Annotated in this window: 16 protein-coding genes; 14 read left to right on the top strand and 2 right to left on the bottom strand. The window is 31.7% G+C overall.

Going from position 1 to position 24,431, the window contains the following annotated elements:
- Positions 1 to 347 precede the first annotated feature (347 nt).
- Positions 348 to 2,171: a TonB-dependent receptor gene (locus H0I27_RS16995; protein ID WP_218731815.1), complete on the bottom strand. Its 1,824-nt coding sequence runs from the start codon at positions 2,169 to 2,171 to the stop codon at positions 348 to 350.
- 67 nt (positions 2,172 to 2,238) lie between these two features.
- Between H0I27_RS16995 and H0I27_RS17000 the strand changes: the two genes are divergently transcribed.
- The 14 genes from H0I27_RS17000 (at position 2,239) to H0I27_RS17065 (ending at position 21,793) form a co-directional block, all read left to right on the top strand.
- A complete protein-coding gene (locus tag H0I27_RS17000) occupies positions 2,239 to 3,738 on the top strand; it encodes a PLP-dependent aminotransferase family protein (RefSeq protein WP_218731816.1) in 1,500 nt (499 codons plus the stop codon).
- Positions 3,739 to 3,890: 152 nt separating this feature from the next.
- A complete protein-coding gene (locus tag H0I27_RS17005; protein ID WP_218731817.1) occupies positions 3,891 to 5,147 on the top strand; it encodes a Y-family DNA polymerase in 1,257 nt (418 codons plus the stop codon).
- Positions 5,148 to 5,282: 135 nt separating this feature from the next.
- Positions 5,283 to 5,660: a DUF2007 domain-containing protein gene (locus H0I27_RS17010; RefSeq protein WP_218731818.1), complete on the top strand. Its 378-nt coding sequence runs from the start codon at positions 5,283 to 5,285 to the stop codon at positions 5,658 to 5,660.
- 52 nt (positions 5,661 to 5,712) lie between these two features.
- On the top strand, positions 5,713 to 6,147 hold the full coding sequence (locus tag H0I27_RS17015) for a LexA family transcriptional regulator (protein ID WP_218731819.1): 435 nt from the start codon (positions 5,713 to 5,715) through the stop codon (positions 6,145 to 6,147).
- A 76-nt stretch (positions 6,148 to 6,223) separates the two neighbouring features.
- The gene (locus H0I27_RS17020) at positions 6,224 to 6,784 is read left to right on the top strand and encodes a DUF2975 domain-containing protein (protein WP_218731820.1); all 561 of its coding nucleotides are present in this window, start codon (positions 6,224 to 6,226) and stop codon (positions 6,782 to 6,784) included.
- Positions 6,785 to 6,787: 3 nt separating this feature from the next.
- Positions 6,788 to 7,291: a DUF2975 domain-containing protein gene (locus tag H0I27_RS17025; protein ID WP_218731821.1), complete on the top strand. Its 504-nt coding sequence runs from the start codon at positions 6,788 to 6,790 to the stop codon at positions 7,289 to 7,291.
- Between the two features lies 1 nt (position 7,292).
- Positions 7,293 to 7,499 (top strand): helix-turn-helix transcriptional regulator, encoded by a 207-nt coding sequence (locus H0I27_RS17030; RefSeq protein WP_218731822.1) that lies wholly within the window; start codon positions 7,293 to 7,295, stop codon positions 7,497 to 7,499.
- A gap of 54 nt (positions 7,500 to 7,553) precedes the next feature.
- The gene (locus H0I27_RS17035) at positions 7,554 to 10,349 is read left to right on the top strand and encodes a LuxR C-terminal-related transcriptional regulator (protein WP_218731823.1); all 2,796 of its coding nucleotides are present in this window, start codon (positions 7,554 to 7,556) and stop codon (positions 10,347 to 10,349) included.
- Between the two features lie 250 nt (positions 10,350 to 10,599).
- Positions 10,600 to 13,698 carry a TonB-dependent receptor gene (locus H0I27_RS17040; RefSeq protein WP_218731824.1) on the top strand — a complete coding sequence of 1,033 codons (3,099 nt, stop codon included), beginning with the start codon at positions 10,600 to 10,602 and terminating at the stop codon, positions 13,696 to 13,698.
- Between the two features lie 20 nt (positions 13,699 to 13,718).
- Positions 13,719 to 15,131, top strand: a complete 1,413-nt coding sequence (locus tag H0I27_RS17045) for a RagB/SusD family nutrient uptake outer membrane protein (RefSeq protein WP_218731825.1) — start codon at positions 13,719 to 13,721, stop codon at positions 15,129 to 15,131.
- A 72-nt stretch (positions 15,132 to 15,203) separates the two neighbouring features.
- On the top strand, positions 15,204 to 16,547 hold the full coding sequence (locus H0I27_RS17050; RefSeq protein ID WP_218731826.1) for a glucoamylase family protein: 1,344 nt from the start codon (positions 15,204 to 15,206) through the stop codon (positions 16,545 to 16,547).
- A 56-nt stretch (positions 16,548 to 16,603) separates the two neighbouring features.
- Positions 16,604 to 17,359, top strand: a complete 756-nt coding sequence (locus H0I27_RS17055; RefSeq protein WP_254713106.1) for a prolyl oligopeptidase family serine peptidase — start codon at positions 16,604 to 16,606, stop codon at positions 17,357 to 17,359.
- A 5-nt stretch (positions 17,360 to 17,364) separates the two neighbouring features.
- Positions 17,365 to 19,704, top strand: a complete 2,340-nt coding sequence (bglX, locus tag H0I27_RS17060) for a beta-glucosidase BglX (protein ID WP_218731828.1) — start codon at positions 17,365 to 17,367, stop codon at positions 19,702 to 19,704.
- Positions 19,705 to 19,945: 241 nt separating this feature from the next.
- Entirely contained in the window at positions 19,946 to 21,793 is a 1,848-nt protein-coding gene (locus H0I27_RS17065) for a family 43 glycosylhydrolase (protein ID WP_218731829.1), read from the top strand.
- A gap of 112 nt (positions 21,794 to 21,905) precedes the next feature.
- Here H0I27_RS17065 and H0I27_RS17070 read toward each other — a convergent pair whose 3' ends face one another.
- Positions 21,906 to 24,425, bottom strand: coding sequence for a DPP IV N-terminal domain-containing protein (locus H0I27_RS17070; protein ID WP_218731830.1), 2,520 nt, complete (start codon positions 24,423 to 24,425; stop codon positions 21,906 to 21,908).
- Between the last annotated feature and the right edge of the window lie 6 nt (positions 24,426 to 24,431).

The following is a 24,431-nucleotide window of genomic DNA, read 5'->3' on the forward strand; positions in this document are numbered from 1 at the left end:
AATTGTTAAAGTAATAAATGAGATAAGTAGTATTGAGCTGCTACTATTAGTACTCATAAACCTTGTTTTGTTACAGATTTATGAAAATATTTTAAAATAAAAATTTTAGAATTAATAAATACCTATTTCAAACATTAGAAACAGATTATGAAGTTAATGTAACATATCCACCAAAGGTGGAAAATAGACCTACTAATAGAATAGACTTACATGGTTAAAAGAAACCTTGCAGGATAATCTGAATAATTATTAAATCTTACTTAAACATTAAAATGTACTTCAGAAAATTAAAAAAAAGCCTTGATAAAATTTATCAAGGCTTTTTACAAATATCTATTTTTTATTATTTAGTAACTATAACGCAAACCAAATAACACATTACTTGGTGGCATTGGTACAAAACCAGATTCTATATATTCTGCATCAAAAATATTATTTGCAGTAACTGTAAAACTAAATTTATTAAAATCTACAATTACAGAAGCATCCCAAACATTATAACTTGTACCAACAGTACGTTCTGCATGTTTGTAAATAATATTCTGACTTACATTTTTAAATAATCTTGATGAAAAACGTGTTGTAAAATGATGCTTTAAGGTATTTAGTGAGTAGCGAGATAAATCTTTATTCTGTTCTAAAATATCATCCTCTAAAAAAGTATAACCAATAGAAAGGGTTTGTTTGTACTCTTTTATATTAAAACGATAATCAGCATTTACCTCAAAACCTTGCGTATTTACTTCAGCTATATTAGTTGCTGTATATTTAGGTTCCGTTGCATTTGGTCTAATAAAGTCTATTAAATTAGTAGCATCTCTATTAAATATTGCTACAGAAGAAGTAAATTTCCCTGTGTTATATTTTAATCCTATTTCTTGCGCAAATGCTTCTTCTGGTTCTAGGTTCTCATTTCCAATAGTTCCAGGATCATTATAATATAAATCTGTATAAGTAGGTATTCTATAGGTAACTCCTAAATTACCATAAGCTTTTAAGTTTTCTGAAAACTGATATCCAATATCAACTCCTGGAAACGCATGAAATTTAAAGTCAGAAAAATAAGTAACTGCAACTCCCGGAGTAATATCTAATTTGTCATTAGCTAATTTAAAACGGTGCTCTAAAAATAAATTAGCCATCGTTCTATCTCTCTTTCCTAAATTATTACTACTTATAGAAACTCTAGAAACATCTATTCCAAAACCAGTAATTCCTAAATTAGAAGTATATGAAGCATTCGTTTCTACACCAACCTTATTGGTAATATGTAAATTTCTAAAAAAACTAGGATCATCTCTTTTTAATAAGAAAATATCTTGCCCTCTTCTCCAATAAACTCTTGGTGTAATCTTAAATTTTTCAGTTCTAAAAACTGTAGAAACTCCTATTATACTATTCTGAGTTTCTTCATACTCATGCCAATCTGGATTTGTTGTATAAAAATTCTCTGCGCCATATTTTTTATCGAAAAAAGTGGCTAAAACCTCAATAGGTTGTTTCTTTTTATTAAAAATACCTTTTAACACATAACTCTTATTTTCATAATCAGAATTTGTTCTATAACCATCAGATGTTAAGGAACCAACATGTGCTATAAAAGAAGTATTCTCATATTCTTCTCCAAAAGTTACAGAACTATTAAATTGACCAAAAGAACCTGCTTCTATATTTATACTTGCTTTACTTGTTAACTTCTTTTTAGTAACAATGTTTATGGCTCCCGTAAATGCATTCTGACCGAAAACTCTAGCAGCAGGACCTTTTATAATTTCTATTCTTTCAATAAATTCAATAGGTAAAGCTGCATTTAAGGTATGATGTCCGGTTTGAGAATCATCCATTTTAATTCCATCAACCAATAATAAGGTTTGATCGAAACCTCCTCCTCTAATATATAAGTCTGCCTGACTACCAGCAGTTCCTCTTTTTCTAATATCTACACCCGCAACTTGTTGTAATAAATCTGCAACAGTTGTAGCGGCACTGTTTTTTATTACTTCGGATGAAATAACATTTATGGTTCTCGAATTTTCTTTAAAAGGCAAATCTATTCTCGTAGAAGTAATAACAACCTCTTTTAAAGTATCTCTTTTTATAGGATCTGATTGTCCTTGTACTTGAAAGGCTGCAAAAAATGATGCAATTATTAAGGTAATTTTAATTTTCATAATTAGTGATTTTAATCTGATGCAAAACTCGTAACTTTCCGGACGATTAAAATAGTCCAGTTTTAAAATGAAAGATAGTCCGGTTAATACTTTATTTGAACAATTAATCAATTTTGATAAATCCATACCTCAACCTGTGTACGTACAAGTTGCTCAACAAATTATAAATGCAATACAACGTGGATATATCTCAAAAGGCACTCTTTTACCCGGAACCCGTGTTTTAAGTCAGACTTTAAAAATCCACAGAAATACCGCAGTTGCAATTTACGAAGAATTGGCTTCACAAGATTGGGTAGAAATCATCCCTAATAAGGGTACATTTGTTATCGAACCATCATTAAAAACAGTAAAAATAAAAGCGTCTTCTCAAAAAATAAATGAAGCATATAAAACAGCTAAAACAACTGGATTTCCGTTTCAAAAATCATTTCATTTAGCATCTACAGTTCAATTATCAAAAGTACAATACACTATAAATGACGGAAAACCAGATTTACGTTTGCATCCTGTTCATGAATTTTCTAGGTGGTACAGCGCTGCGATGAAACGTAAAACAATAATAAAAAAATGGAATAGCTCTAATCAATCTCTCCATTCTTTATTTGAAACTCAACTTTGCAATTACTTAAACGCAACAAGAGGTTTTCATATAAACCCAAACAATTTAATAAGTACGCGCAGTACAGAAATGAGTTTGTACATTGTTTCTCAACTATTGATAAAACAAAACGATGTAGTTTTAGTAGGAAATTTGAGTAACTATGCTGCTAATATGATTTTTCAGCAAGCAGGTGCAACCATAAAAACAATTCCAGTAGATGCAGATGGACTGGATGTAGATTATATTAGAAAACATTTTATAAAAAAAAGTATTCGATGTATTTATATCTGTGCGCATAGAGATTACCCAACAACAGTAACTTTAAGTGCAGAACGTCGTTTGGCTTTGTTACAATTGGCAAAAGAATTTGGTTTTGCAATTATTGAAGATGATTACGACTACGATTTTCAGTTTACAGGTTCTGCTATGTTACCAATGGCAAGCGCCGACGGAGACGGAATGGTTATTTATCTCGGAAAATTAGGGCAATCTTTATTTCCTAGTTTTCAAACAGGATTTGTAATCGCACCAGAAAACTTAATTTCTGAAGCTAAAAATTACCTACAATTGCTCGACGAACAAGGCGATTTAATACAGCAACAAATGTTATCTGAATTGATTTATGAAGGTGAAATTTCTCGTTTGATGAAAAAAAACGTCGTCATATATAAACAAAGACGCGATTGTTTATCCCAACTTTTAACGCAACATTTTTTTGAAATCGCAAAATGGAAAATACCTTCTGGTGGATTGGCTATTTGGATTCAGTTTCAAAACCAAATATCATTAGTAAAACTAGCTGAAGAAGCCGAAAAAAACGATTTATTTTTACCAAAAACCATTCTGTATCAAGATAAAAATACCTGTGCCATTCGTTTTGGTTTTGGCCATTTAGCTTTAGAAGAAATAGAGATTGTAATAAAAAAAATGAAAAGTTCTTATAAGAACTTGATTTTAAAATAAAATTTTGTCAATCTGAATTTATTTCAGATTCTCTCAATTATAATAATAAGGTGCTGAAACTAGTTCAGCATGACAAAGTGTAATTTTATTTTTTAACAGATTAAGATATTAACAACGCTATTTTGCCTACTATTTTTAGGTACTTTTATAGCATGTTTGCACTAGTAGATTGTAATAATTTTTACGCTTCTTGCGAGCGGGTTTTTAACCCGAACTTGCAAGGAAAACCCGTTGCTATTTTAAGCAACAACGATGGTTGTGTCATTTCTATGAGCGATGAAGCTAAGAAATTACAACTGCCTTTTGGTGCGCCTATTTTTAAATGGGATGCCTTTTGTAAAACAAATAATATTACTGTTTTGTCTTCTAATTATCCATTATATGGAGATATGAGTGCTAGAGTAATGAATATTTTAGCAGATTTTTCTCCGGATGTTGAAGTCTATTCTATTGATGAATCTTTTTTACAATTAAAAGGATTTGAAAATTATGACCTACAAGAATACGCTACAAAAATGAGAAGTCGTATTTTAAAATGGACAGGTATACCAACTTGCGTTGGAATTGCGCCAACCAAAGCATTGACTAAAGTTGCCAATAAAATTGCGCGTTCTAACATTAAACAATCGAAAGGAGTTTGTATTATAGATTCTGATGAAAAGAGAATCAAAGCCTTAAAATGGACAAAAATTGGCAATGTTTGGGGAATCGGAAGTCGTTTAAAAAAAAGATTGGAAGCAAAAGGTTGTATTACGGCATACGATTTTACACAACTTTCTAGCGATTGGGTTTTAAAAGAATTTTCTATTGTAGCATGGCGTTTGCAAAAAGACCTACAAGGCATTTCTAAAATTCCGTTAGAAGAAGTTTCATCAAAAAAAATGATTGCTACAACACGTAGTTTTGAATACACTTATTCTGATATTGACAATATAAAAGAGCGCATCTCTACCTTTGCAGCTAGTTGTGCAGAGAAATTAAGGAATCAGAAATCTAGTTGCCACATGCTTATTGTGCAACTTTCTAGCGATCGGCATAAAAAAGAATTTCAACAACATAGAGAAAGTACTACAGTTGTTTTCTCCTCTCCTACAGATTCGACGTTAACCATTGCCAACGCAGCAGTAGAAGCTGTAAAAACTATTTTTAAAACTGGTGTTAAATACAAAAGAGCAGGTGTAATTGTTACGGGTTTAGTACCTAATGATAATTTTCAATTGGATTTATTTTCAAGCGAAAATCCAAAACACAAACCGTTAATGTCTGCAATAGACAAATTAAATCGTAAATTTAAGGCAGACAAAATTAAATTAGGAAATCAAGATTTAAACCGCACTTGGAAAATGCGTCAAGAGCGATTATCCGCTAGGTTTACCACAAATATTAACGATATTTTGATTGTTAAATAAACACTATGAATTAAAACTCCATAATTTTTAATAAAAGAATAAAATTCTTTTTAAATTCAGTTTATCATTCCGAACGAGGAGAAATCTCATAATTATAAGGTTTTAACCTTTAAATTGATAATAAATAATATTTTCATGAATGATAATTACAAAATTTTAGCCGTTTTTGAATATTCTACAGAAGCGCATATAACAAAGTCTAAATTAGATTCCGAAGGTTTCAAAACCTTATTAATGGATGAGAAAACCATAGATACCGATCCTTTAGTGAGTAATGCAATTGGGGGTGTAAAATTGTTGGTTAATAAAGATGATTTTGAAAAAGCTGCAACTATTTACAATGAGATTAGAGTTTATCAAAAGGATGAAAATGGAAATGACCTTTTTTGTCCGAATTGTAACGCTACTCAAATATTAATTGCACCTCTTAAAAGGAAAAATATATTCTATATGTTATTCCCATTTTTCGAAAAAACAAGACGTATTTGCAATAATTGTAAGATCGTATTTTAATTGCAAAATAATATCTCGAACATTTAAAGAAAAGTTATAATTTGCAAACATTATGAACGGAACTAAAAACCTTACTTTTTTTACACCTAAAGCTTCTTCTGGAAACGGAGCTGTTTTGGTAGATGTTGGTATTTCTGCTGGTTTTCCTTCTCCTGCAGATGATTTTAGAGAAACTAGAATTTCTTTAGATGATGAATTAATCCACAACAAAGACGCTACTTTTTTTGCAAAAGTAAAAGGACAGTCTATGATTGATGCAGGTTTAGATGATAACGATTTGCTAGTTATTGATAGAAGTTTAGAACCTACCAATAATAAAATTGCTGTTTGTTTTTTAGATGGCGATTTTACTGTAAAGCGTTTACGTGTAGAAAGAAACGAAGTTTGGTTGCAACCGGAAAACCCTAATTATCCTATTATAAAAATCACAGAAGAGAATGATTTTATGATTTGGGGAATTGTAACAAGTGTCATCAAAAAAGTGTAAAATTACCTTTTTTTAGTATTTTATTATTGTTTTTCGATAATTTTTATATATTTGCATTGTCAAATTATATAAAGCTATGAAAACAATTCAAATTTTAAGAACCCTTATCAACATTTTATTTTACACTCTAATTACAGTATTTAGTATTGGTTTTGTGTTTTATCTTTTTTTATTTTTATTTCCAGAATTATTACCCGCACCTTTAGGAGGTTTTTCGATGTTATTTAGCTCAATGTTTTCTTGGAAAATGTATATTGCTCCTTTATCTTCAGTAGTAAATTTTGTGCTTTTAATAGTAGCAATTTTTTATTTAAGAAAGTGTATTTCATCATTTTTAAACTCAGATTTTTATAATGAAGATGTAACTACAAACTTTAAAAAAGCTGGGAACCTTTTTATATTCATTGGAGTTTCTACTATTATAATTCAGTTGTTTGCTATTTTATACTTTCAAAATTTAGCGGAAAACATGATACAAATGAAAACCAACTTTTTAATTACTTTATCAAATATACTGGCGGCTACAATCGATTTAAAAAGTGTTATTTCTATCATTATTGGGTTGTTCTTTTTGCTATTTAGCAAAATATTTGAAAACGCACGAGTTTTAAAACAAGAAAACGATTTAACTATATAATCTATGCGAAAAATTAATATTTTAAAAGCCATTGTAGATTTACTTTGGATATTCTCCATGCCAATAGTCTTGGTAATTATCGGTTTTTCTGTTGCTATTTTCTTTATAGACCTAGGTGATTTAAACATAAAAATAAACTCAATAGGTCTTAATACCGATACACTATTCTCAAAAACACTTCTTGTTGTTTCTGCACTAAATTATTTATTAATTGTTGCTGCTTTGTATTTCTTCAAGAAAGTACTAAACCACTTTGTAAGAGTAAAAATATTTGAAGAAACCGTTATTTCATCCTTCAAAAAATCAGGAAATCTATTATTTATTTCAGGAATTATTTCACTCACAATTTCTATGATTAGTAAAGTGTATTTTCAACAAAAAGTAACCTTAGAATTCGGGTTAAATCAGCATTTAGTAATTATATGCTTGGGCTTGTTTTTTTTAGTTTTAAGTGAAATATTTAAAGTTGCAAAGAATCAAAAACAAGAAAACGATTTAACAATATAATATGGCAATCATCGTAAACTTAGACGTAATGCTTGCCAAACGTAAAATGCGAAGCAAGGAATTGGCAGAAACTATTGGTATTACAACAGCCAATTTATCTGTTTTAAAATCAGGAAAAGCAAAAGCAATCCGTTTTTCTACTTTAGAGGCAATTTGCAAAGCATTAGATTGCCAACCTGCAGATATTTTAGAGTATCAAAAAGATTAAAAACAGTACTTTTAATACGTCTTAAAAAAACATCAAATCAGTTAACGAATCGTAATGGCAAAACATTTAAAAATTTTAAGCATACTTTTCTTTTATTTATCTATAACAGCCGTAAATGCTCAATTTTCTCCTAGTCTAAAAAACTATACGCTAGCAGAATACAAAGCTGGTAACCAAAATTGGGATATTACAAGATCTAAAAACGGCAAAGTATATGTTGCTAATAATAGTGGCTTATTAGAATATAATGCGCTAGTTTGGAAATTATATCAATTACCTAATAAAACAACCGTTCGATCAGTTTTAGCTGTAAATGATATCATTTACACAGGCTCGTTCGAAGAATTTGGTTTTTGGGAAAGAGATCATTTCGGAATCCTTAAATACCAATCATTAAGTGATACTATTCTTAACAAAATTTCTCCTAATGAAGAAATATGGAGTATTGTAAAGTATAAAGACAAAATAATTTTTCGTTCTTTCTTAAATATTTATATATATGATTATAAGAGTATTGTACAACTAAAATCCGATTCAATACTTATTTCGCTTAGTGTTATTGACGATGATTTATATGTAAGTACTTTAAATGGAGGTGTTTTTTTACTTAAAAACAACAAACTAGCACCTTTCTATTCTAATGACCTGCTTTTAGATACTAAGATTATATCTATCAACAAATATGAAGATAAACTTCTGTTGATGACCTCTCTAAAAGGAAGCTTTTTTCTAAAGAAAGGAAAGCTTGTTCCTACCGGTTTTGAGATAAATGCAGCAATTAAACTACATCAACTTAATGATTTTTCTATTTTAAGAAACGGAGAAATGGTTTTTGGAACTATAAAAGACGGCGTTTTCTTAACAGATCATTTAGGAAACTTAAAATTTCATATCAGTAAAGAGAATGGTTTATTAAACAATACTGTTTTAGGACAAGCGCTTGATGATTCAGACAACCTTTGGTTGGGGTTAGACAATGGAATTGCTCATATAGAACTAAGTAGTAGTAACTATTTCTTTAATGATGTTTCTGGGAAACTGGGTGCTGTTTATGATATTATTGAATACAAAGATGTTATTTATATCGGTACCAATACTGGGCTTTTTAAGCTTAATGCTAATGATCAATTAGTGTTTATAGAAGGTTCGCAAGGTCAGGTTTGGGATTTAACAATTATAGGTGATGAACTTTTTTGTGGTCATAATGAAGGAACTTTTTTAGTAGATACGAATACTTTTAAAAAGATCTCTAATTTTACTGGGGGATGGACGATAAAGAAAGTTCCTGAAAGAAATGACACCTATATTCAAGGTACCTATTCTGGATTGGTAAAATTTGAAAAGAAAAATGGAGAGTGGACTGTAAAACAATTTGACAAAGCCCTAATACCTTCTCGCTTTTTAGTATTTGAAAATGATTACACAGCTTGGGTTGCACATGAAACCAAAGGCGTTTATAAGATTCAGTTTGATGAAGATTATGAAACCATACGTAGTGTAGAAAATTATGAAAAAAAAGGTATTAGCTCTAATTACAATATAAGGGTTTATAATATTAAGAACAATATTAGTTTTAAAACAAGTGAAGGTTGGCAGAAGTATGAACCTATTTTAGATTCTATTATTCCTTATAAACTACTTAATAATAAGTTAGGAAAGCATAGTTACATTATATCTGAAGATGACACGAATCTTTTTGCTCTAAAAAACAATCATGGCTTTATTAATTTTAAATCCTTTTCTAATGATGACGAACTACTTATTTTAAGTGATGATCAATTAAAAAACAGGTATATTATAGGTTACGAAAATGTGTCTAAAATAAATGATTCTGCTTATGCTTTAAATTTAGACAATGGTTTTATGATGATTAATAACACCACAGCCTCTAATTATAGTTTACAAAAGCCAAAAATAGAAGTTATATCTGTAGATGGAATTCCTATTAACCTATCTAAGATTAAGAACAATGAAGTCCGTTTTAATTTTAATGAAAATATTACGGTAGCGCTGTCATCTTCAAAATCTGTAAATCATTATTTTGAATACAAAATATCTAACACAGGTAATTTATGGTACAAAGCAGAAAACGATAAAATAGAGTTCTCTAACCTTAAAGACGGAGAATATACAATTTCCTTTAGAGCAAAAGGGAATTCTGGAAATGTATCAGCTGTTCAAAGTTTACATATAGATGTATTACCACCCTGGTATAGAGATACTTTTGGATTCTTGCTATACGCAATTATTGCACTGTTAATTATTGCACTGTTATATGTTTTGCAAAATAAAAAAATAGCAAAAGAACAGCGTCTTATAAAAATCAAGTATCAGAAAGAGCAAGAAAAATTACTACGCGAAAAGACGTTAGAAAACGAAAAACAAATTGTGGAGTTTAAAAATGAATCTTTGCAAAAAGAAATTAAGCTTAAAAGTAAACAGTTAGCTAATAATGCGATGGCTTTAGTGAAGAAAAATGAAATCCTTGAGGAAATTAAAAAAGAATTGATGGGGCATAAAGAAGGATTTAATAGTCAGTACAACTTTAAAAAATTGTTAAAAAAATTAGATAATTCTATTGTACTTAAAGATGAATGGGCCGTTTTTGAAAATAATTTCAGTCAAGTTCATGATGAGTTTTTCGAAACCTTAAAAACCAAACATCCAAAGCTTACTCCAAAGGATTTAAAGATATGTGCTTACATCAAAATGAATCTTTCTTCAAAAGAAATTGCACCTTTAATGAATATCTCTCATAGGGGTGTAGAAACGCATAGATATAGGTTAAAAAAGAAGTTAAATTTAGAAAATGACATTTCTATCACTGATTATTTGTTAAATATCAAATAATGAACTTGTTTTTTTACCTAATACACAATTAATAACTACGTCATATATACGTCATTTATTAAAATCACCTTCAACTACAACGTTTTATTTAGGGCAACAAAGTACGTCAACCCCGATTTGTTAATGATTTTTAACATTTGGTTCATTTGGTGACGTATTTAAAATGTAAAGCTCTTTTTAGTTTATTTAATAATAGTTTATAATTTAGTCTACCGAATAAACTGAATATTTAATAATTAATAACACTAATATGAAAACAAAGATTAGTCTATTATTAATACTATTTTTTTCATTAGGTGCTTTTGCACAAGAAATGGAAATAAATGGTATTGTAACAAGTAAAAATGGAGGTACTCCTTTACCAGGAGTAAGCGTTGCTGTAGCAGGAACAAGCAACGGAGTCTCAACCGATTTTGATGGAAAGTACACTCTTACCGTTAATAAAGGAGAACAATTAACATTTAGCTACATTGGCTTTAAAAAAATTACGGTAACTGTAAATAATGAGAATGTTATTGATATTTCATTGGAAGATGACGTAGAATCTCTAGATGAGATTGTAGTTATTGGTTATGGTACCCAAAAAAGATCAGATCTTACAGGTGCTGTTTCTAGTATTAAATCAGACGACCTATTAAAACAACCAGCGGCAAACGCAACACAATCTATACAAGGAAAATTGTCTGGTGTAAATATTATTAACACCAATGCACCTGGTAGTGACCCTGTAGTAATGATAAGAGGATTAGGTACTGCTGCATCTGGTACAACACCTCTTTATATTGTAGATGGTATACAAGTTAGCGGTATCAGTAACATAAACCCTTCTGATATTGAAACAATGGATGTTATGAAAGATGCTGCCTCAGCTGCTATTTATGGTATGGATGCTGCAAACGGTGTTATATTTATTACAACCAAAAAAGGGAAGAATGGAAAAGCCAAAGTTTCATTAAGTTCTTACTACGGAGCAACAAGTACGCTTAACCCCGTAAAAATGGCAGATGCTTCAGAGTACATTACTTACTTTAATGAGGTTCGTACATCTTTAGGATCTACAGATTTATTATCATCAAACCAAGCATATAATACAGATTGGTATGATGAGTTAACAGACGTTAGATTATCTAATAGTAATAATGTTTCTATTTCAGGAGCTAATGAACATACAAATTATTTCTTTAGCTTAAATAATTACAATGAGGATGGACTTTTAAAAGATCAAAACTTAACCAGAAATACGTTAAGATCTAACAATACCTTTAATCTTTTTGAAAACACAGTAAAATTAACACAAAGCTTTAGTGCTGCAATTTCAAAAGGAACTCCAAAACCTTTTAATGCCTTTAATGAAGCATACAGACAGTCTCCACTAGTACCAGCGTACTATGATAATGGCGCTTTTGGTCAATCTAACTGGAATACGAATACAGGAGTTGTTGGTTACCAAGGTAACAGCCGTTTAAACTCTATAGGTAACCCTTTGGCAACCGTATATTATAACAATCAAAAAGACGAAACTACAGATTTACAAGGGTCTTTTGATTTAGAGGTTAAGATAACAAGTTCTTTAAAAGCCAACTCTCGTTTTGGAGGTACTAAATCGTACTACAAATCAAGATCTTTTAATGATATCAAGTCTCAATACTTAACAACAAATACAGGGCAAAATGAGGCTGATTTTAATGCATTGAAAGAAGCAAACCCAACAACTACAGCATATGCAGATAACAACTTATCTTTTAGCAGATCTGAAAGCTATAGATACAACTGGGATAATTATTTAACTTTCGACAAAATAATAGGCAATCACAGCATTAATGTTGTAGCAGGTCTTACAAAAGGAAGTAAAAATAATACGTTTAATACCTATCAACTTGCTTATGATGTGCCACAAAAAGAACAATACTGGAACATCAACTTTGCTTCTGAAGATTATGAACAAACTTCACAACAAAGTTCATCTACGCCTACAAATCAATTATCGTATTATGGAAGGTTGCAATATAATTTCAATGAAAAATACTTTCTTCAAGCAAATATTCGTAGAGATGGTATAAGCACATTCAATAATGATAACAATACAGAATATTTTGGAAACTTCCCTTCTTTTAGTGCAGGTTGGGTATTAACTAAAGAATCATTTTTAAGTGATATAGAAAATTTAAATTTCTTAAAAATGAGAGTAGGTTGGGGTAAATTAGGAAATTCAGATGTTCCTTTTAATGTGTCAACTTATTCAACCGCTACCGGAAGTAGTAATGTAAATTACGTATTTGGGGCAAATCAAGATTTAGTGTACGGTGCAGCTTTAGGTGCTTCTATCTACCCTATTTCTTGGGAAATCACTAAAGAAACAAACGTTGGTTTAGATTTTCAGGCGTATAGCTCAAGGTTATCTGGTAGTTTTAACTACTACAACAGAAACACGGAAAATGCTATTTTAAACGTAACTCCTGTTTACACTTCTGGTGAAGGAACCAATTATTATGATCATGGTGCAGAAGTACTAAACAAAGGTTTTGAAATAGAATTTAATTGGAGAGATAATATCACCGAAGACTTATCATACAACCTAGGTTTTGTCTTTTCTGATAATAAAAATAACGTTGAGAATGTAAAATCAGCATATGATGGTCAAACCGGAGGTAGTTTATCGAACGGTCAAATCACAAAAAAATTACAAGAAGGGCAACCTATTTATGCTTGGTGGATGTACGAAGCAGATGGTGTTTGGCAAAACCAAGATGAAATAAATAACAATGCACATTACGGTACTCCATCTCCAGGACATTTACGTTATAAAGATCAAAATAACGATGGTGTTATTGATGATAATGATAAAAAATTCTTCGGTTCTTACATCCCTACTTATAACTTCGGATTTAATGTAGGTTTAAATTATAAAAGTTTTGACTTGGCCGTTGATGCTTTTGGAGCTGGAGGAAATAAAATTTATAACGGTTTAAAAGGAACTAGCATAGACGGAGGTGAAAACATAGCGTATGATACTTTTGCAAATAGATGGACAGGCGAAGGATCTACCAATGTAAACCCAGGTGCGGATAAAGACTCTTATGCATCAAGTTATTATTTAGAAGATGGAGATTATTTAAGAATCAACAATATTACCATTGGTTATACTTTACCAGTGCTAATGAATCAAGTTTCTAGAATTAGAGTTTATGCAACTGCTAAAAACCCATTTATGTTTACTAAGTATTCTGGTTTTACTCCAGAAATAGTTGGTTCATCTGGTTCAGCAGGAGCAAGTGGAGCAGCAGGAATAGAACTTTCTGCATACCCAAACACTAAAACCTTCTTATTTGGTGTAAACATCGATTTATAAAATTTTAAAAAATAATTATCATGAAAAATAATATTAAAAATATACAGATTCTATTTGCTATAGGACTGCTTTTCACTACTGTTTCTTGTAGTGAAGATTATTTAGATGTTGATAGTAAAGATCGTTTAGAGCAAGACGATACTGAAACAGTAACACCTAAAGAAATGGTAAATGGTGCCTACGGTATGTTAACCGAATGGGATTATGCTTTTTCTTATCTTGGAATCACAGAAATTATATCTGACAATTCAGATAAAGGTAGTTCTTCTACCGATACTGGTGCGGATAAAGACGTATTAGATGCCTTAACCTTTACAAGTAGTGCAGGTTCAATTCTTTCTATGTGGCAAAATTGGTATAAATCTATAAACAGAGCATCTATTGCTATAGATTATACAGAAAATTATGGCCTAACAGATGAAAACTTAAAAAACAGATTAGTAGGTGAAGCGAAGTTTTTAAGAGCTTTAAATTATTTTTGGTTAGTAAGATCTTTTGGAGCTGTACCATTACAAGATGTAGATTTAGTTGAAAGACAACCTGTAGCAGATGTATACGCTTATATAGAAGCAGATTTATTAGACGCTATAGAAAAACTACCTCTTAAGAGTAAGTATGCTTCAGAAGACTTAGGTCGCGCGTCTAAAGGAGCTGCGCAAGCACTTTTATCTAAAGTTTACCTTTATGAAAAAGAGTGGCAAAAAGCATATGACATGGCAGAAAATGTTATTAATTCTGGAGAATATGGTTTACATCCAAATTATGAAGAATTATGGAGAGCTTCCACAGAAAATAGTATCGAATCTATTTTTGAGGTACAAGGTAGAGGAGAATCTATATCTCATGGTGTGCAACAATACTCACAAACTCAAGGTGCCAGAGGTGCTGACGGTTGGGGATGGGGATATAATAACCCATCTGAAACTCTTGTAAAAGCGTTCGAAGCAGAAGGTGACCTAATTAGAATGAATGCTTCTATTATTTTTGAAGGTGAAACACTATGGGATGGTCGTGAAGTTTTTGAAGTTGAGAACCCTAGGTATAATGAAAAAGCATATTCTAGTGCCTCTACAGGATCAGACGATGGAGATAAAAACATACGAATACTTCGTTATGCAGAAATTCTATTGATAAAAGCGGAAGCTGCAACATATATTGGTCAAGACGCTGCAACACCTCTTAATTTAGTAAGAAGCAGAGTAAAATTACCTACCATTAGCAATCCAACAGTAGCACAAATCTGGAAAGAAAGACACTTAGAATTAGCGATGGAACACGATCGTTGGTTTGATATTGTTAGAACAGGTCAAGCAAAAGAAGCAATGGCTGCAGATGGTAAAACATTTGTTGTTGGTAAACACGAATTGTTTCCAATTCCTTACAATCAATTAATACAAACTCCAGGAATGACACAAAATCCAGGATGGGAGTAATCTAAAATTTCAGCTATGCTTAACATTTAAGTATAGCTGAAATTTAACCTATCATTTAAGAACATGTTATATATGCGTAATTTTCTATTAATAAGTATACTATCACTGGCTCTATTTGGTTGTAATAAGCAAAAAGAAGAAACTACTACAGATATCGTTGTAGAGGATACCTTAATTTCTGATGATGCACTTTTAGATTGTATTCAAGAGCAAACCATAAATTATTTTTGGGAAGGAGCAGAACCTAATTCAGGTTTAGCACTCGAAAGAATACATATGGATAATGTGTATCTTGAATCGCCTAAAACTACCGTAACTACAGGAGGAAGTGGCTTTGGGTTGATGGCTATTTTAGTAGGAATTGAAAGAGGATTTATATCGAGAGAAGCAGCACTTCTACGGTTTCAAAAAATAGTAGATTTTTTAGATAAAGCAGATCGTTTTCATGGTGCTTGGCCACATTGGATTAACGGTGAAACAGGAAAAGTACAACCTTTTAGCGAAAAAGATAATGGCGGAGATTTAGTTGAAACAGCTTTTTTAATCCAAGGCCTATTAACCGTTTCTGAATATTTTGATGGCAATACTGTACAGGAAAAAGAATTGGTTTCTAAAATAGATAATCTATACAGAACTGTAGAATGGGACTGGTACACCAAAAACGGAGAAGATGTTTTATACTGGCATTGGTCGCCAGCATATGGTTGGGACATGAACCTACCTGTTAAAGGTTATAACGAATGTTTAATTATGTATGTGCTTGCTGCAGCATCACCAACACACCCAATTAAAAAATCTGTTTATGAACAAGGATGGGCAAAAAATGGTGCTATTGTTTCTAATAAAACGTATTATGATGAAAACATCGTTTTAAACTATTTTTATAATGACACAGATTTGGTAGGACCTTTATTTTGGGCACATTACTCCTACTTAGGTTTAGATCCTAGAAACTTATCAGATCAGTATGCAAATTACTGGACACTAACACAAAATCAAGCTAAAATTCATTACAAATATGCAGTCGATAATCCACTAAATTTTAAAGGGTACGGAGAGGATCTTTGGGGTTTAACTTCTAGCTATTCCATAGATGGTTATCATGGACATAGACCAGGTGATGATCTAGGTGTAATTTCACCAACTGCTGCATTATCATCATTTCCATACACACCAAAAGAAAGCATGAATGTTTTAAGGAACATTTATATGAATCACGATAATCTTGTTGGTAAATACGGGCCTTATGATGCTTTTAGTCTTGAAAATAATTGGTACATAGAAAAATATCTTGCAATAGATCAAGGTCCTATTCCTGTAATGATAGAAAATTACAGAACAGGTTTATTATGGCACTTATTTATGAAAAATAACGATGTACAAAATGGTTTAGATGCACTTGGTTTCACCTATTAACAATTTAAATAATGAAGTTAAAAACGCTTATAATAACACTCTTTTTAATTTTTGTAATGTCTTTTTTAATCAGCGCTCAGCAATTAAAAAAGTCAGAAAATGTATTCCTAAAAAAAACACATGTTGTTCATAAAGATACGCTACAATTTAGAATGTTATTACCTAAAGATTTTTCTGAAGACAAATCTTATCCGGTAGTATTATTTTTACACGGTGCAGGTGAACGCGGTGGCGACAATGAAAAACAATTGGCAAATGGAAGCGATTTATTTTTAAATGAAACCACAAGAAATTCATTTCCTGCAATCGTTATTTTTCCGCAATGTCCAGAAAATGATTATTGGGCAAAATTAAAAGCAGATCGTACCACAAAACCAATTACATTTAAATACAAGTACAAGAAATCACCAACCAAAGCAATGAGCTTGGTAATGAATTTAATGGATGAAATGGCAGAAAAACCATATGTAAAAACCAACCAAATTTATGTAATGGGGTTATCTATGGGAGGTATGGGAACCTTCGAAATTATCTATAGAAAACCAGAAATGTTCGCAGCAGCTATTCCTATTTGCGGAGGCGGACATCCAAAAACGGTATCAGCATACGCCAAATCTATACCATTATGGGTTTTTCATGGAGCAAAAGATGATGTTGTAGACCCGAATTTATCAGTAAATATGGTGTCTGCAATTCTTAAAAATGGTGGATATCCAAGATTTACACTCTATGATTTTGCAAATCACAACAGCTGGGATCCTGCTTTAGCAGAACCCAAATTATTAACATGGCTTTTCTCTAATTCAAAATAAAAAAAATGAAAAAACAATCTATTCTAAAAATAACAGGTATTCTAATTATAGCAATCCTATTTTCGAGCTGTAATTCTAACAATAATACAAGAACAAGTTCTAAAATAGCAGACAATCAATTCGAGTCAAAAATAGATTCAATTTTAGAACTAATGACCTTAGATGAAAAAATAGGGCAACTTAATTTACCAACTTCTGGAGATATTACAACAGGAACAGCAAAAGGAACTGATGTAGGAGAACGTATAAAAGAAGGTAAAGTTGGTGGGTTATTCAATATTAAAACAGCTGAAAAAATTTATGAAGTTCAAAAAATTGCTGTAGAACAAAGTAGATTAGGAATTCCTCTAATTTTTGGAATGGACGTGATTCATGGTTACAAAACAACATTTCCAATTCCTCTAGGTCTTTCTAGTTCTTGGGATATGGAAATGATTGAAAAAACGGCTAGAGTAGCAGCAACTGAAGCGAGTGCAGACGGAATTAACTGGACGTTCTCTCCGATGGTTGATATTTCTAGGGATCCACGTTGGGGACGCGTTTCTGAAGGAAATGGAGAAGATCCTTACCTAGGAAGCAAAATTGCTGTAGCCATGGTAAATGGGTATCAATCTGATGATTTATCAGCAAATAACACATTAATGGCTTGTGTAAAACACTTTGCACTTTACGGAGCTTCAGAAGCAGGTAGAGATTACAACACAGTAGACATGAGCCGTATTAGAATGTATAATGAATACTTAGCACCTTACAAAGCAGCTGTAGATGCTGGAGTGGGGTCTGTAATGGCTTCATTTAACGAAGTAGACGGAATTCCTGCTACAGGAAATAAGTGGTTACTTACAGATTTATTAAGAGATGATTGGGGTTTTAATGGTTTTGTTGTAACAGATTATACGGGTATTTATGAAATGATAGCACATGGTGTTGGAGATAAATATCAAGTTTCTGAACAAGCATTAAAAGCAGGTGTAGATATGGATATGGCAGGAGATTCCCCTTCAATTCCAGCTGCTTTTGTAAAAACGTTAAAAGAGTCTTATGAGAATGGTAAGGTAACAATGGATGAAATTGACACTGCAGTAAAACGTATGTTAACGGCTAAATATCAATTAGGCTTATTTGACGATCCTTATAAATATTGCGATCTTGATAGAGCTAAAACAGAAATTTTTACACCAGAAAACAAAGCGTTCGCACGTAAAGTTTCTGCTGAATCTATGGTATTGCTGAAAAATGAAGATCAATTACTTCCGCTTAAAAAATCTGGAACAATCGCTTTAATTGGCCCATTAGCAAAAGCAGCTAACAATATGGCTGGAACTTGGAGTGTAGCTACAGATCAAGAAAAATCAAACTCTGTTTTTGATGGATTAAAAGAAGTTATTGGCGATAAAGCAACTATGCTATACGCAAAAGGAAGTAACATCGATTATGACTTAGAATTAGAACAACGTGCCACTATGTTTGGAAAAGGGATTCCAAGAGATGGACGTACAGACAAACAATTGTTAGATGAAGCGCTTAAAATTGCAGCGAAGTCAGATGTTATTGTTGCCACTATTGGAGAATCTGCTGAATTAAGTGGAGAAAGCAGTAGTAGAACAGACCTTGGTATTCCTCAAGTTCAAAAAGACTTATTGAATGCTTTGTTAAAAACAGGAAAACCTGTTGTTTTAGTATTGTTTACCGGAAGACCTTTAGTTTTAGTAGAAGAAAATGAAAATGTACCTGCTATAATTAACGCGTGGTTTCCTGGTAGTGAAGCTGGTTTAGCAATTTCTGATGTATTATTTGGAGATGTAAATCCTTCAGGAAAATTAACAGCTACTTTTCCAAGAAATGTAGGTCAAGTACCATTATTTTACAATCATAAAAATACAGGAAGACCTCTTGGAAATACAGAGGGTAACTTTGAGAAATTTAAAAGTAACTATATCGACGTTCGTAACGAGCCTTTGTATCCTTTTGGTTATGGATTAAGCTACACTACGTTTGATTATGAAAACTTAAAATTAGATACATCTTCTATAAACATGGACGGCGAAATTAATGTTTCTGTAGAGGTTACTAATTCTGGTAATTACGACGGAAAAGAAGTTGTTCAGTTATATATAAGAGATCTTGTTGGTTCTGTAACACGACCTGTAAAAGAATTAAAAGGTTTTCAAAAAGTAGAAATTAAGAAAGGAGAAACTCAAAATATAAGCTTCAAAATTTCTGTTGAAGATTTAAAATTCTATAATTCAGAATTAGATTTTGTAGCAGAACCAGGACAGTTTCAGGTTTTTGTAGGAACAAATTCAGATACCAAAATGATGAAAGAATTTGAATTGACTAAATAAAAATATCACAATTAAATAATAACAATTTTATGCCACACATAATTTTTAAGTTTCTCCCTATTCTTATTATTTTGTGTGGTTTTTACTTGTCTGATTGTAATACAATCTTAGGTTAGTCATTTAGAATGAAATTTTCAGAAGAGAAAATAAAAATATAAATCTTGCGTAGAATATTTTGATAGCTTCTAAATACAATACGTATTATAATCCACTAACCGAAAAAGACACTAAATTATAAATCATGAAAAAACTACTTTTTTTATTCACTTTAGTATTACTTTTTTCTTGTAATAATGAAAAAAATCAGAATGTATCAGAAGCTTCTGACACCAAGAATGTATCAGAAATAAAAAAAAGGCTTGAAACCTATATCAACCCATTAGATATTGATTATACCTATATGGTGTATAATTCAACGCAAAATAAATCGTACCGTTCTGGTGCAGATCCTGCAGTTATAGAGTTTAAAGGAGAGTATTACATGTTTGTAACACGTTCTTTTGGCTATTGGCATTCTACCGATTTAATAAACTGGAATTTTATTAAACCAGAACAATGGTTTTTTGAAGGTAGTAACGCACCTACAGCTTTTAATTACAAGGATTCATTGGTGTATTTTGCTGGTAATCCTGCAGGTTATGGAAGTATTCTTTATACAGATGATCCGAAAGGAGGAAAATGGACACCAACTGCCTCTATATCTACAGACATTCAAGATTCGGAATTATTTATAGATGATGACGGACAAACCTATTTGTACTGGGGCTCTTCTAATGTTAATCCACTAAAGGTTAAAAAGTTGAATAAAGATGATCGTTTTTTAGAAACAGGTGTTCGTAAAGAACTGTTTAACCTCGATGAGGAAAAACACGGATGGGAACGTTTTGGAGAAAACAACTTTCACCCAACTTTAAAAGAAGGTTATATGGAAGGTGCTTCTATGACTAAACACAACGGAAAATATTATTTACAATACGCAGCACCTGGCACACAATTTAATGTGTATGCAGATGGAGTTTATATTGGAGACACCCCATTAGGCCCATTTAAATACATGAAAAACAACCCGATGAGCTTTAAACCAGGCGGATTTACAAATGGTGCTGGACACGGAATAACGGTGAAGCAAACCAATGGTCAATATTGGCACTTTGCAACAATGGCACTTGCTTCTAATTCGCAATGGGAACGTCGTTTAAGTATGTTTCCTACTTATTTTGATGCCGATGGATTAATGTATAGTAACACATCATATGGCGATTATCCGCGTTTTGGAGCGAATCATACTACAAAAGCAGGAGAGCACAATGGTTGGATGTTATTGTCTTATAAAGGAGCTGCTACCGTCTCTTCTTCCTTAATGCAGATAAAGAAATTTACGTCTGATGACGATGCAGTAGAAGTCACAGAATTACCTTTAGAAAAGAATACTGATGGTCAAATAATTTCTAAAGTATTAACAGATGAAAACCCTAAAACATTTTGGGTTGCAGAAGCCAATGATGATAAACAATGGTTAACCATTGAAATGTTAAAACCTGGAAATATCAATGCTTTTCAATTAAATTTCCATGACCATGAATCAGGGATTTATACGCGTACCGAAGGATTAAAGCATCAATTTACTATTGAAACTTCTATGGATGGTATTAACTGGCAAACCGTTGTAGATAGAAGTACAAGCGAAAGGGATACGCCAAATGCTTACATTGTATTAGATGAAGCTGTAAAAGCAAAATTTGTACGTTACAACAATGTAAAAGTACCTGGAGCAAACTTTGCAATGTCCGAGTTTAGAGTCTTTGGATTAGGACTTGAAGATAAGCCAACAGGAGTTACAGGATTCAAAGTAAAAAGAGAAGCAGATCGTAGAGATGTATCTTTTTCTTGGGAAGCTGTAGAAGGTGCTCAGGGTTATAATATCCGTTGGGGAATTGCGAAAGATAAATTATATCAATCATGGCAAGTCTACGATACGACAGAACATTTTATGCGTTCTTTAGACAGAGATACACCGTATTATTTTACTATAGAAGCATTTAGTGAAAACGGAATTTCAGAAAGAAGTAATATTCTTTTTACGAAGTAGATAATAGCAAACAAAATAATTTTAGATACTCTAAAGCATAAAAAACTCCGAATTTTCATTCGGAGTTTTTACTTTTAAGTTCTTGACTTCGCTCGAACTGACATTGAATAATTTACCTATTCATTGGTTTGTCTAAGTTCATATACATAATATCAGCATCGGTAGCTTCTTTACCTAATAAATATTTACTAAAATGATCTGCTCTTAACCAAAAAGAATATTCAGTCATGCTACCAAAACCATGTCTTTGTCCTGGCATAACCATAAATTTAAAACGTTTATTTGCTTTAATTAATTCGTTTGCCATTCTAATCGTTCCGGCAGGATTTACGTTATTATCCATATCACCATGAATCAACATTAAATGTCCTTTTAAGTTCTTTGCCAAAGATGGATTTGTATCAATCTTATATTTATAAGAACTTTTCCCTTTTGCATCAATTTCTTCCTTTACACCATGATGTGTTTCACTCCACCAAGAATTGTACACATTATTATCATGATTTCCTGCAGATGAAACTGCTGCTTTAAAGAAATCTGGATAGACTAACATAGCTGCTGTAGACATAAATCCACCACCAGAATGACCATAAATCCCTACTTTTTCAATATCAATATAACTGTGTTTGTTTGCCAATTGTTGTGCTACATACTTTTTATCAGCCAAACCATAATCACGTAAATTTCCGTAACCATAATTATGATACCATTTAGATCTGTCTGGATGCCCACCTCTGTTTCCTAAGGTAATTACAATAAAACCAACTTGTGCCATTCTATCTACTCGGTCCATAGAATAAGAAAAAGATTTATTTACTGCTTCTGTCTGTGGCCCAGGATAAACATACTCCAACAAAGGATAAACTTTCGTAGAGTCCATATCAAATGGTTTATACATAACCCCATAAATATCGGTAATTCCATCGTCTGCCTTTACTTTAAAGGTTTCTGGAAACTTGTATCCTGATGCAAATAGTTGCGATAAATCAGCAGTTTCTAAATCCATTACTTTGCGTCCGTTTGCATTTCTAAGTTCCGATTTTGGTACGGTATTTACTCTAGAAAAGTTGCTTATAAAGTATTTGTTAGAGTCAGACATACTTGTGCTAGTTGTAAAATCTCCAGGGTTTAAGTTTTTCATTCCCGTACCATCTAAATTGATTTTATAAGAATGTGCATAGTAAGGATCTTGTTCTTTATTTACGCCGTTTGCAGAAAAATATAACGTGTTGCTTTTTTCGTCTAAACCTTCAAAACTAGCCACATGGTAATCGCCTTCTGTAACTTGATTTTTTAAGTCTCCGTCTGTATCATATAAATAAAAATGTGCCCAACCATCTCGTTCTGCCCAATGCAACATTTCTTTTTCATCATTTAATAAAATTAACGGACGAGACTCTATATAGGTATTAAAACGCTCTTCAATTAAAGTTTTGTATTCTCCCGTATTAATATCGGCTACATTAATATCATACTTTTTACGATCTCTAGAGATTACGCTGAAATATACTTTTCCTTTTTTAGAAAGCAATAAAGTTGGTCTAAATTCATCATCTCTACTAGATTGTTTTCTTGGCGCTCTAAAAACAGAAATACTTTGTTGTTTAATCGTATCTAAAGGTACTTTTACATGTGTTTTAGTAGGGATATCAAAAATTAATAATTCTGATTTATAATATTCTTGTTCACCTGGCATGTGATATTTATAAGTTTCTAACGTTGGTCTTTTTTTACCTGTAGAATTAATTACCCATAAATCTTTAATATGTCTTGAGTCAGATTTTTGAAAAACAAACTTTTTAGAATCGTGAGACCAAATTCCTCCAACACCGTTTCTTTTGTCTTTATTTTTTTCTTTATCTACATTATCTCCTCTAGATCCACGTCCGTAAGCATAGTTTTCTTCACCATCTTTTGTCCATTGGTTTTCTACAACTGTACTATCTTTTTCGTCTTTAATAAACTTTTTAAAGTTTATTTTATCCATCCAATACAAGTTGTAGTTTTTAGAATACAAGACAATAGAACTATCTGGTGCAATGTTTGCCCACTTTTTCCAATCTTCTTTTTCTTTCTTAATGGTATCAATAATCGTCAAGCCATTTCCACCTAATTTATACTCTAAATGGTAGACTTTTTTCTCCATTTTAGGTTTTGTCGGTTTTTTAGACTTGGCTTTTTTTGTTGAAGTAGAGTCTTTTCCCTCCTCTTTCTTTTCTTCTTTTTTATCATCAATAACTTCAACTTCTTCTGTTGATGTTACTCTAAAACGGATAGCATCTTCTGCTTCGTTAAATTTAAAACTAAAACGAGGTAAGTGTTTTGCGTCGTATGGATCTTTAGTGATTTCTGTTAACCACTTTGCCATCTTTACATTATCGAAAAGTGCCTTTTTAGATTTTTTATCTGCATCCACTAAATAATAATTGGCACCTTCTGATGTTTTATAAGCATACCAAAAACGATTTCCTTTTTTTAACCAATGTGGACTTACAGATGTAGAGTGTACCATTTTTGCCAAATTTGTTGGCGAATACTTAGCAGCAGCTCGGTAATTAGGGGTTGGAGTTTCTTGTGCAGAAATTGTTGAAACAACAATAAATGGCAAGAATAAAAGTAAGAATTTTTTCATGAAGTA

The sequence above is a fragment of the Polaribacter sp. HaHaR_3_91 genome, assembly GCF_019278525.1.
GTDB lineage: Bacteria > Bacteroidota > Bacteroidia > Flavobacteriales > Flavobacteriaceae > Polaribacter.